This is a genomic window from Streptomyces sp. NPDC058955 (genome assembly GCF_042741435.1).
In the GTDB taxonomy this organism is placed as follows: Bacteria; Actinomycetota; Actinomycetes; order Streptomycetales; family Streptomycetaceae; genus Streptomyces.
Genome location: NZ_JBHYKM010000153.1, coordinates 4,606 through 15,026, shown reverse-complemented (window position 1 = coordinate 15,026; position 10,421 = coordinate 4,606). Strand labels below are relative to the sequence as shown.

General features: G+C 73.2%; 13 protein-coding genes. 5 read left to right on the top strand and 8 right to left on the bottom strand.

The features are described 5' to 3' along the window. Positions 1–52 precede the first annotated feature (52 nt). Positions 53–1,735, bottom strand: a complete 1,683-nt coding sequence (locus tag ACFW1I_RS34935; RefSeq protein ID WP_384677540.1) for a DAK2 domain-containing protein — start codon at positions 1,733–1,735, stop codon at positions 53–55. Positions 1,736–1,967: 232 nt separating this feature from the next. Here ACFW1I_RS34935 and rpmB point away from each other — a divergent pair, with 232 nt between their 5' ends. After that, a complete protein-coding gene (gene rpmB / locus ACFW1I_RS34930) occupies positions 1,968–2,153 on the top strand; it encodes a 50S ribosomal protein L28 (protein WP_003957616.1) in 186 nt (61 codons plus the stop codon). Positions 2,154–2,320: 167 nt separating this feature from the next. On the opposite strand, the gene thiD is transcribed toward rpmB, so the two are convergent. Then, entirely contained in the window at positions 2,321–3,115 is a 795-nt protein-coding gene (gene thiD, locus ACFW1I_RS34925) for a bifunctional hydroxymethylpyrimidine kinase/phosphomethylpyrimidine kinase (RefSeq protein ID WP_384677538.1), read from the bottom strand. Beyond that, entirely contained in the window at positions 3,112–4,074 is a 963-nt protein-coding gene (locus ACFW1I_RS34920; RefSeq protein ID WP_384677536.1) for a thiamine-phosphate kinase, read from the bottom strand. Before ACFW1I_RS34920 ends, thiD begins: the two co-directional genes overlap by 4 nt. A 233-nt stretch (positions 4,075–4,307) precedes the next feature. On the opposite strand from ACFW1I_RS34920, the gene ACFW1I_RS34915 reads away from it, so the two are divergent. Beyond that, positions 4,308–4,541, top strand: a complete 234-nt coding sequence (locus ACFW1I_RS34915) for an Lrp/AsnC family transcriptional regulator (RefSeq protein WP_030496958.1) — start codon at positions 4,308–4,310, stop codon at positions 4,539–4,541. Between the two features lie 20 nt (positions 4,542–4,561). Next, on the top strand, positions 4,562–5,050 hold the full coding sequence (locus ACFW1I_RS34910) for a DUF3515 domain-containing protein (protein WP_384677534.1): 489 nt from the start codon (positions 4,562–4,564) through the stop codon (positions 5,048–5,050). A gap of 66 nt (positions 5,051–5,116) precedes the next feature. Here the strand turns inward: ACFW1I_RS34910 and ACFW1I_RS34905 are convergent, their stop codons facing one another. The 3 genes from ACFW1I_RS34905 to ACFW1I_RS34895 form a co-directional block, all read right to left on the bottom strand. After that, positions 5,117–6,256 carry a D-alanine--D-alanine ligase family protein gene (locus ACFW1I_RS34905; protein ID WP_384677532.1) on the bottom strand — a complete coding sequence of 380 codons (1,140 nt, stop codon included), beginning with the start codon at positions 6,254–6,256 and terminating at the stop codon, positions 5,117–5,119. A gap of 82 nt (positions 6,257–6,338) precedes the next feature. Further along, positions 6,339–7,340 carry an NAD(P)H-dependent glycerol-3-phosphate dehydrogenase gene (locus ACFW1I_RS34900; RefSeq protein ID WP_384677530.1) on the bottom strand — a complete coding sequence of 334 codons (1,002 nt, stop codon included), beginning with the start codon at positions 7,338–7,340 and terminating at the stop codon, positions 6,339–6,341. Then, positions 7,337–8,089 (bottom strand): lysophospholipid acyltransferase family protein, encoded by a 753-nt coding sequence (locus tag ACFW1I_RS34895; protein WP_384677528.1) that lies wholly within the window; start codon positions 8,087–8,089, stop codon positions 7,337–7,339. The genes ACFW1I_RS34900 and ACFW1I_RS34895 overlap by 4 nt, the downstream gene beginning before the upstream one ends. A 138-nt stretch (positions 8,090–8,227) precedes the next feature. On the opposite strand from ACFW1I_RS34895, the gene cofC reads away from it, so the two are divergent. Together cofC and ACFW1I_RS34885 are read left to right on the top strand one after the other, a co-directional pair. Further along, complete coding sequence (cofC, locus tag ACFW1I_RS34890; protein ID WP_384677526.1) at positions 8,228–8,875, top strand: 2-phospho-L-lactate guanylyltransferase; 648 nt, start codon at positions 8,228–8,230, stop codon at positions 8,873–8,875. Between the two features lie 10 nt (positions 8,876–8,885). Next, positions 8,886–9,095: a hypothetical protein gene (locus tag ACFW1I_RS34885; protein ID WP_031013924.1), complete on the top strand. Its 210-nt coding sequence runs from the start codon at positions 8,886–8,888 to the stop codon at positions 9,093–9,095. Positions 9,096–9,192: 97 nt separating this feature from the next. Here ACFW1I_RS34885 and ACFW1I_RS34880 read toward each other — a convergent pair whose 3' ends face one another. Together ACFW1I_RS34880 and ACFW1I_RS34875 are read right to left on the bottom strand one after the other, a co-directional pair. Then, entirely contained in the window at positions 9,193–9,885 is a 693-nt protein-coding gene (locus ACFW1I_RS34880) for an HU family DNA-binding protein (RefSeq protein ID WP_384677524.1), read from the bottom strand. Positions 9,886–10,028: 143 nt separating this feature from the next. Further along, positions 10,029–10,256, bottom strand: coding sequence for a hypothetical protein (locus ACFW1I_RS34875; RefSeq protein WP_031013922.1), 228 nt, complete (start codon positions 10,254–10,256; stop codon positions 10,029–10,031). Positions 10,257–10,421 lie beyond the last annotated feature (165 nt).

Sequence of the window (10,421 nt, the reverse complement as noted above, 5' to 3'; positions counted from 1 at the left end):
CGCGCCGGCGGGCGGGCACCGCGCTGTGGGGCCCCCCCCCCCCCCCCCGCTCTCATTCCACCCCGATGAGGAGCGGCGGGGCGCCGGCGCCCGCGTGGTACGTGACGGTGTCGACGGCCAGGTAGCCGCGCCGGACGTGGGCTTCGAGGGTGTCGGCGAGGTCGGGCGGGGTGCCGTCGGCGACGACGAGGGTGACGAGTTCGCCGCCGGCCTGGAGCATCCGGTCGAGGACGGTGCGGGCGGTGTCGGTGAGGTCCTGGCCGATCACGGCGACGTCGCCCTCGATGAGGCCGAGGACGTCGCCGGCCTGGCAGACGCCGGCGGAGGTGAAGGACTGGCGTTCGGCGACGGCGAGTTCGGCGTAGCGGGTGGCGCCGGCGGCGGCGGTCATGGCGACGACGTCCTCGTCGAAGCTGCGCTCGGGTTCGTGGACGGCGAGGGCGGCGATGCCCTGGACGGCGGCCCGGGTGGGGATGAGGGCGACCCTGATGCCCTCGGCGCGGGCCCGTTCGGCGGCGGTCGCGGCGGCGGCCCGCAGGTCGGTGTCGTTGGGCAGCAGGACGACCTCGCGCGCGTGGGCGCGGCGGACGGCGGCGAGGAGTTCGTCGTCGGCGGGCGGTTCGCCGGGCCGGGCCTGGACGGTGGTGGCGCCTGCCTCGGCGCAGAGTCCGGCGAGTCCTTCGCCGGGGAGGACGGCGACGACGGCGCGGCCGGCCCGTTCCTCGCGCGCGTGGGCGGGGGCCTCGGCCGGGGCCGGGGCGGGCGCGGCGCTCGCGAAGTGGGTGATGCGGATCCGGTGCGGCCGGCCGGCCTCGATCCCGGCCTCGACGGCGGCGCCCGCGTCGTCCACGTGGACGTGGACGTTCCAGAGCCCGTCGCCGCCGACGACGACGAGGGAGTCGCCGAGGGCGTCGAGCCGGGCCCGGAGGAGTTCGACGGCGGCGTCCTCGGCCTCCAGGAGGTACAGGACCTCGTAGCCGGGTCCCTCGCCGCCGGGCCCGCACGGCTCCCCCGGTCCCTCGGCCGGCGCCGGTACGCCGGAGGACGGCGGCAGCGCTTCGGGGGCCCGTCCGGTCACCGTCTCCACCAGCGCGCCGAGGACGGCCACCAGGCCCTGTCCGCCGGCGTCCACGACCCCCGCGCGTCCGAGCACGGCCAGCTGCCCGGGGGTGGCCTCCAGGGCGGTCCTGGCCCCGTCGTAGGCCCTCCTGGCCACGTCCGGGAGGCTGCCGCCGGCCGCGCAGCCCGCCGCGGCGGCGGAGGCGACGGTGAGGATGGTGCCCTCCTCGGGGTGGGCGACGGCCGCGCGGGCGGAGGCGGCGGCGGTGGCGAGGGCGCGGGCGAGGTGGTCGCCGTCGGCGCCCTCGGCGAGCACCCCGGCCATGCCGCGGAGCAGCTGGGACAGGATGGTGCCGGAGTTGCCGCGGGCGCCGAGGAGCGCGCCGTGGGCCATGGCCCGTACGGCGTCGGTGGTGTCGGGCGCGGAGGTGCCGGAGGCCCCGGGGGCGGTGAAGACGGCCTCGACGGCCCGGTGGGCGGCGTCGGCGGTCAGGTAGAGGTTGGTGCCGGTGTCCCCGTCGGCGACCGGGTAGACGTTGATGGCGTCGATGGCGGCCCGCTCCCGTCCGAGCGCCTCGGCCGTCCGCGCGCTCCAGGCCCGTACCGTCCCGGCGTCGAGGACGAGACGCTCGTCACTCCGGACGGTGTGGTCGAAGGGCTGCGGGGCTCGCGACAACGGGGGTCCTCCTTGGGCGGCGAAGCTCACCGCAGGGTAGACCGGGGGTGCTCCGGACCGGGGGGCCGGGACGGGGTCGGCCCGGACCGTGGTAGTTTCGTTCCACCGGAGCAGTCGTTGTATGCTTCTTCGGTTGCCTGGCACTCGCCGGGCCATCCCCGGCAAGCCACTTCAGACTCCTGATTCCGGTGCGCCGGATCTCACTGTAAATCTGAAGTCTTTGGAGTGACCCGTGGCTGCCAACTGCGACGTCTGCGGCAAGGGGCCGGGCTTCGGCAACAACATTTCGCACTCGCACCGCCGTACGTCTCGTCGCTGGAACCCGAACATCCAGCGTGTGCGTGCCGTGGTCGGTCGGACGCCGAAGCGGCTCAACGTCTGCACCTCGTGCATCAAGGCCGGCAAGGTCTCGCGCTAATCGCGACGTTTCCGTGTCGTAGCGCAGCCCCTGCGGTTGCCTTGAAAGGCCGGTTCACCTCGGTGAACCGGCCTTTTGCCTTGCCCGGAAACGGTTCGGCGGCCCTGGCCGGGCACGGTTCGGACCCGTGGCCCGGGCACCGTCCGGCACCCGGGCCCGGGAGCGGTTCAGCGGCGTAGCGCCCACCCGTGGTCGACGGGGCCGATGCCCTCCCCCAGCGCGAAGCCGGCGGCGATCGCCCCGGTCACGTACGCCTTGGCCTCCCGTACGGCCTGCGGGACGGCCAGCCCCTTGGCGAGTCCGGACGCGACCGCCGACGCGAGCGTGCAGCCGGTGCCGTGGGTGTGCCGGTTGTCGTACCGGGGAGCGCGCAGCCAGTGCTCCTCGGTGCCGTCGGTGAGCAGGTCCACGGCCTCCGCGCCGCCGGGCAGGTGGCCGCCCTTGATCAGCGCCCAGCCCGGTCCGTGTCCGAGGATCGCGTCGGCGGCCCGGCGCATTCCGGCCTCGTCCTCGACCACGATCCCGGTGAGCTGCCTCACCTCGTCCAGGTTGGGCGTGGCGACGGTCGCGACGGGCAGCAGTTTCGCGCGCACCGAGTCCAGGGCGGAGGCGGCGAGCAGCGGGTCGCCGTGCTTGGAGACGCCGACCGGGTCGACGACCACGGGCGCGTCGGTGCCCGCGAGGAGTTCGGCGACCGTCTCCACGAGCGCGGCGGAGGCGAGCATGCCGGTCTTGACCGCGTGGACGCCGATGTCGTCGACGACGGCCCGGTACTGGGCCCGCACGGCCTCCTCGGGCAGTTCCCAGGCGCCCCGCACGCCCCGCGAGTTCTGGGCGGTGACGGCGGTGAGGACGCTCATGCCGTGGACGCCGAGGGCGAGCATGGTCTTGAGGTCGGCCTGGATGCCGGCACCGCCGCCGGAGTCGGATCCGGCGACGGTGAGCACCAGGGGGAGGCTCACTCCGTCTCCCCGAAGTGGTCCCAGCCGCCGGTGCTGTGCCAGGGGGCGCCGTCGACGGTCACCTGGGGCAGCGCGGAGGGGGCGACGACCTCGCCGATGACCTTCCAGCGGGCGGGCAGCTTCACGTCCGGCGGGAAGGTGGCGACGATCGCGTGGTCCTCGCCTCCGGTGAGGACCCACTGGCGCGGGTCGACGCCGACGGCCTGGCCGATGTCGTGCATCTGGCTGGGGATGTCGATGAGGCCGGAGCGCAGGTCGATGCGGACGTTGCTGGCCTCGGCGATGTGGCCGAGGTCGGCGATGAGGCCGTCGCTGACGTCGCACATGGCGGTGGCGCCGAGCCCGGCGGCCGCGGGGCCCGCGTGGTACGGCGGTTCGGGGCGGCGGTGGGCCTCGACGAAGGCGCGCGGGGAGCGGAAGCCGCGGGAGAGGACCGCGTATCCGGCGGCGGACCAGCCGAGCCAGCCGGTGTAGGCGACGACGTCGCCGGGCTTGGCGCCGCCGCGGGTGACCGGGTCGTGGTTGCGGAGGTCGCCGAGCGCGGTGATGGAGACCATGATCGTGTCGCCGCGGACGACGTCGCCGCCGACCACCGCCGCGCCCGCGACCTGACATTCGTCGCGCAGGCCGTCCATCAGTTCCGTGGGCCAGGTGACCGGCAGTTCGGCCGGGACGACGAGGCCGAGGAGGAGCGCGGTCGGGACCGCGCCCATGGCGGCGATGTCGGCGAGGTTCTGCGCGGCGGCCTTGCGGCCGACGTCGTACGCCGTCGACCAGTCGCGGCGGAAGTGCCGTCCTTCGAGCAGGATGTCCGTGCTGGCCACCACGCGCCGGTCCGGGGCGGAGACCACGGCGGCGTCGTCGCCGGGCCCGATCCGTACCGCCGGGGTGGAGGTGAGCCGGGACGTGAGCTCCCTGATGAGCCCGAACTCGCCCAGTTCTCCGACTGTGCCCTTCACCGCGTCTCACCTCGTGTCGTCGTGCCGGCCGGCGGTCGGCGGAGCGTCCGCTCGCCCCGCGGGTCGCGGGCCGTCACCGTGCTGGGTACCGTCAAGTTGACCGTCAACTTCTGTCCTGTGTACGCCACACCCCGGATGCCCCGGAAGGCGCGGGTCTCCCCGCGGCTTCCGACGACGCGGTACCGTGGCGTCTCTTTCTCCCACAAGATCCTCGTGGCCGCCCTGGAGGTTCCGTGGTACAGGCGTACATTCTGATTCAGACCGAGGTGGGCAAGGCGTCGACCGTCGCCGACACCATCGCCAAGATCCCGGGGGTGATCCAGGCCGAGGACGTGACCGGACCGTACGACGTGATCGTGCGGGCCCAGGCCGACACGGTCGACGAGCTCGGCCGCATGGTGGTCGCGAAGGTCCAGCAAGTGGACGGCATCACGCGCACCCTGACCTGCCCGGTCGTCCATCTGTAGCCCCCGTCTACCCTTGGCCGGTGACGTCTTCCCACCGGCCTTTCGGCCTGCCCGCCTCAGCCGCCGTCCTGCTGCTGGCCGTCACCGGCTGCTCCGCCGACGCCCAGGCGTCGGTGCCGGTGCCGACGCCGCCCGCGGCGGAGGCGGCGCTCTGCCGTGCGCTGGCGCGGGAACTCCCGGACACCGTGGCGGGGCAGGAGCGGAGCGATCCGTCCCCCGACTCCGAGCTGACCGCGGGGTGGGGCGACGGAGCGATCGTACTGCGCTGCGGGGTCCCCCGGCCCGAAAAGATGAGCGATCCGCAGGCGGAGGCCGTCTCCGCCGACGGCGTCCGCTGGATGCTGGAGCAGCCGGAGGCCGGCGGCCCCCGCTTCACCTCGGTGTACCGCGCGACCTACGTCGAGGTGACCCTGGGCGAGCGGTACGCGCACGACGTCGGGCCGCTCGCGGACCTCGCCGCCCCGGTGGACCGCACGGTGCCCTGCGCCCTCGAACCCGAATGCCGTTAGGGCCCGGTCCCCCGACCGGGCCCGTCCGTGCAGGCGCGGACGTCCGTGGCAGCGCGGACGTCCGTGCTAGCGCAGGCCCGTGGAGCGGGTCAGCGCGGCCTGGATCAGCCGGTCGACCAGCTCGGGGTAGCTCACGCCGCTCTCCTGCCACATGCGCGGGTACATGGAGATCGGGGTGAAGCCGGGCATGGTGTTGATCTCGTTGATGACGAAGTCGCCGTCCTCGGTGAGGAAGAAGTCGGCGCGCACCAGGCCCTCGCAGGAGACGGCCTCGTAGGCGGCGACGGCGAGCCGCTGGACCTCGGCGGTGGCCTCGTCGCCGATGGGCGCGGGCACCAGACCGGAGGCCGAGTCGATGTACTTGGCCTCGAAGTCGTAGAAGTCGTGGTCGGTGACCGGCGGGATCTCGGCGGGCACGCTGGCGCGCGGGCCGTCCTCGAACTCCAGGACGCCGCACTCGATCTCGCGGCCGCGCACCAGCGCCTCCACGATGATCTTCGGGTCGTAGCGGCGGGCCTCCTCGACGGCCTCGTCGAGGCCGGAGAGGTCGTCGACCTTGGTGATGCCGACGGAGGAGCCGCCGCGGGCCGGCTTCACGAAGAGCGGCCAGCCGTGGTCGGCGGCGAACTCGACGATCTTCTTGCGGGCCTCGGCCGGGTTGCGGTCCCACTCGCGCGGCCGGATGACCTCGTACGGGCCGACCGGCAGGCCGTACGAGACGAAGACCCGCTTCATGTACTCCTTGTCCTGGCCGACGGCGGAGGCGAGGACGCCCGCGCCGACGTACGGGATGCCGGAGAGCTCCAGGAGGCCCTGGAGGGTGCCGTCCTCGCCGTACGGGCCGTGGAGCATCGGGAAGACGACGTCGACCTCGCCGAGGGCCTGCGGCAGCGAGCCGGGCTCGTGCAGGACGACCTCGCGGCTGGCCGGGTCGACCGGGAGGACCACGCCGCCGGTCTCCGACTCGGCGAGCTGGGCGACGTCCGGCAGGGCGCGCTCGGCGATCGCCATCCGCTCGGGGGCGTCGGCGGTCAGGGCCCAGCGCCCCTCCCGGGTGATGCCGATCGGCAGCACGTCGTACTTGGTCCGGTCGATCGCCTTGAGGACGGCGCCGGCGGTGACGACGGAGATGGCGTGCTCGGAGCTGCGTCCGCCGAAGACGACGGCCACGCGGGGCTTGCGGGTGCTCTGGGTGTTCTCGCTCATATCGCGATGAGCGTACCTTGCGGTCTCCGAACTCCTGAGCGCCCCGCTCGCGGCCTCGCGCGGACGGCTCAGCGGCGCGCGGTCAGCGCCGCTCGGGCTTGGCGCTGCGCGACATCAGTTCCTTGAGCGCGACCGTCGGCGGCTTGCCGTCGTGGACGATCGAGACGACGGTCTCGGTGATGGGCATGTCGACGCCGTGCCGACGGGCCAGATCGAGCACCGACTCGCAGGACTTGACGCCCTCGGCGGTCTGCTTGGTGGCCTCGACGGCCTCCTGGAGGGTCATCCCGCGGCCCAGGTTGGTGCCGAAGGTGTTGTTCCGGGAGAGCGGCGAGGAGCAGGTGGCGACGAGGTCGCCGAGGCCCGCGAGGCCCGCGAAGGTGAGCGGGTCGGCGCCCATGGCGAGGCCGAGGCGGGTGGTCTCGGCGAGGCCCCGGGTGATGAGCGTGGCCTTCGAGTTGTCGCCGAGGCCCATGCCGTTGGCGATGCCGACGGCGAGGCCGATGACGTTCTTCACCGCGCCGCCCAGCTCGCAGCCGACGACGTCGGTGTTGGTGTACGGGCGGAAGTACGGGGTCATGCAGGCGGCCTGGAGCCGCTGGGCGACCGACTCGTCGACGCAGGCGGCGACGGCGGCGGCGGGCTGCCGGGCGGCGATCTCCCGGGCCAGGTTGGGGCCGGTGAGGACGGCCACGCGCGCGGCGGGGACGCCGGCGACCTCGGTGATGACCTCGCTCATGCGCTTGGCGGTGCCGAGTTCGATGCCCTTCATCAGGGAGACGAACACGGTGTCCGGGCCCAGTTCCGGCGCCCAGGCGGCGAGGTTCTCGCGCAGCGTCTGGGAGGGGACGGCGAGGACGGCGAAGTCGGCCCCCGCGGCGGCCTCGGCCGCGTCGGCGGTGGCCGTGATACCCCGGGGGAGCTCGACGCCGGGCAGGTAGTCCGGGTTGGTACGGGTGGTGTTGATGGTCTCGGCGAGCGCGGCGCGGCGGCCCCAGAGGCTCACCTCGCAGCCGGCGTCGGCCATCACCATGGCGAAGGCGGTGCCCCAGGACCCGTTGCCGAAGACGGCGGCCTTGGTCATACGGCGCCTCCCTCGGCGGCCTTGCGGCGCTGCTCCCGGCGGGCGCGGCGCGGGTCGTACGGCTCGGCGGGGGCCTGCTCGCCGCGGACCTCCTCCAGGAGGGCGGTGATCGCGGCCATGATCGTCTCGGTGGCCTCGCGCAGCACCTCGGGGGTGGGCTCCAGGCCGTCGAAGCGGGAGAGGTCGACGGGCGGGCCGGCCTGCACGATCAGCGTCTTGCGCGGGAAGAAGCTGAACTTGTCCTTCTTTGCGTACGGCGGCATCGCGAGGTTGGCGCCCCACTGGGCCACCGGGATGACGGGCGCCTTGGTGAGCAGCGCGACGCGGGCGGCGCCGGTCTTGCCGGGCATCGGCCACATGTCGGGGTCGCGGGTCAGGGTGCCCTCGGGGTAGAAGGCGACGCACTCGCCCCGCTCGATGGCGTCCACGGCGGCGCGGAAGGCGTCCAGGGCGTTCGCGGTCTCGCGGTAGACGGGGATCTGGCCGGTGTTGCGCAGCATGGTGCCGACGAATCCGGCCTTGAAGAGGCCGGCCTTGGCCAGGAAACGGGGCACGCGGCCGGTGTTGTACTGGTAGTGCGCGTAGGACAGCGGGTCCAGGTACGAGTTGTGGTTCACCGCGGTGATGAAGCCGCCCTCGGCCGGGATGTGCTCCGTGCCGCGCCAGTCCCTCTTGAACAGCACCAAGAGCGGGGGTTTGGCGATGACCGCCGCCAGGCGGTACCAGAAGCCGATTCTGCGGCGGGGCACTCGGGGCACCTTTCTCCGGGTCTTGCTGGGTCTCGCTGGCAGGGGGTCAAGTGTCGCCCCATGCTCCTGCTGTGTCGAGTGACACCGTACGCCCCGGGGACCGGGCCGTACCGCCGGGGCGGGACAGAATGGGCGGCGATGAACACGGATGCGGACGACGGCTGGTCCCTGGTCGTACCCCTGAAGCCCCTGGCCCTGGCGAAGAGCCGGCTCGCCCCGGCGGCCGGGGACCGGCTGCGGCCCCGGCTGGCGCTGGCCTTCGCCGAGGACACGGTCGCGGCGGCGCTGGACTGCCCGGAGGTGCGGGACGTGGTGGTGGTCACGGACGACCCCGCGGCGGGCCGGGCGCTGGCGGCGCTGGGGGCCCGGATAGTGCCGGACGTGCCGGCGGCGGGGCTCAACGCGGCGCTGGCGCACGGGGCCCGGGCGGTGCGGGAGCGGCGTCCGCACGCGCGCGTGGCGGCGCTGAACGCGGATCTGCCGGCGCTGCGCCCGGCTGAGCTGGCGCGGGTCCTGGCGGCGGCCCGGCAATTCCCCAGGGCATTTCTCGCGGATGCCGCCGAAATAGGTACGACATTCCTCTCGGCGGCCCCGGGGGTGGAATTGGAACCGGCATTCGGGGGTCCGTCGCGGCTTCGGCATTTGTCGTCGGGCGCGGTGGAAATCCGGCTGGCCGGGGTGGATTCCGTGCGCCGGGACGTGGACACCGGCGAGGACCTGGCGGCGGCGGGGTCGCTGGGGCTCGGCCCGCGGACGGCGGCCCGGCGGCCCGCGACGGCCGGATAGGCTGCGGTCCATGCAGGCCACCGCGTACACGTACGACCCCGAGACCCGCAGCGGCAGTGTGCTGCTCGACGACGGCACCCCGGTGGAGTTCGGGACGGCCGCCTTCGACGCGGGCGGGCTGCGGCTGCTGCGGCCGGGCCAGCGGGTGCGGATCGAGGCGGAGCCGGGCACCTCGGGCGCGGGCCTGCGGATCACCCTGGTGACGCTGCAGACCTTCTGAGCCGCTCCCCCGCCCGTGCGGCCGTACGGCTCCGGAACGCGCCGCGGGCCGGGCTCCCGTGCGGGGAGCCCGGCCCGGCGGACGTGCGAGGACCGTCCTACTTCTTGGCGGCGGTCTTCTTGGCCGTGGCGGTCTTGCGCGCCGTGGTCTTCTTGGCGGGGGCCTTCTTCGCCGTGACCTTCTTGGCCGGGGCCGTCTTCTTGGCGGCGGCCGTGGTCTTCTTGGCCGGCGTGGCCTTCTTGGCGGCGGCGGTGGTCTTCTTGGCGGCCGCCGTCGTCTTCTTGGCCGCCGCGGTGGTCTTCTTCGCGGCCGCGGTGGTGGTCTTCTTCGCCGGGGTCGCCTTCTTGGCGACGGCGGCCGTGGTCTTCTTGGCCGGCGTGGCCTTCTTGGCGGCGGCCTTCTTGGCCGTGGTGGCCTTCTTGGCGGCGGCCTTCTTCACCGTGGCGGAGGCGCCACCGGTCAGGCTGCCCTTGGGGGCCTTCTTGACGGAGACCTCGCCGCCCTTGGGGAGCTTCTTCGAGCCGCTGACCAGGTCCTTGAAGCCCTGGCCGGCGCGGAAACGCGGAACCGAGGTCTTCTTGACCCGCACGCGCTCGCCCGTCTGCGGGTTGCGGGCGTAGCGGGCCGGACGGTCGACCTTCTCGAACGAGCCGAAGCCGGTGACCGAGACCCGGTCGCCGGACACCACGGCGCGCACGATGGCGTCGAGCACGTGGTCGACGGCTTCGGCGGCCTGCTGGCGACCGCCCAACTTGTCGGCAATCGCTTCTACGAGCTGCGCCTTGTTCACGTCTTCCCCTTCGGAGACTTTGCCGGAACGAAACTGTTCAAGCTTTTTCGCACGTTAGGCATGTATATACCGCAAATCAAACACGAAACGGTCTAATCACCCTAGTGCCGCAACGCGGAAGTGCCGTTGCGGAGTTCCTGGTGTCAGTCGTCTTCAGGGAATCGGCCCTCGTCGAGGTCCTTCATCAACCGGTCCAGACGCGTTGCCGCGTCCGCGAGATCGTGCTTCGCCGCGGCCGTGACGACCAACAGCTTCCGGGACAGCGCCATCCTTACGCCCTCCGGGACTTGCAGTGCGCGCACTCGGGTGTGCGCTTCCTTCAATCGGGCGGCGACTGCCTCGTAGAGCTCGAGTTGGCTGTCGCGTTCCATGCACCGATTGTGCCATCTAGGGCGAGTTGTCGCCCGACAGGGTCTCAACAAGCGACTGCGCCCCCCACCCGAGGGTGGGGGGCGCAGTGTTGGAAAATCGCTGCTCAGGCCGGAATTGTACGGGGGGTGAACTGGCGCTTATACACAAATCCGAGCCCCCGAGAC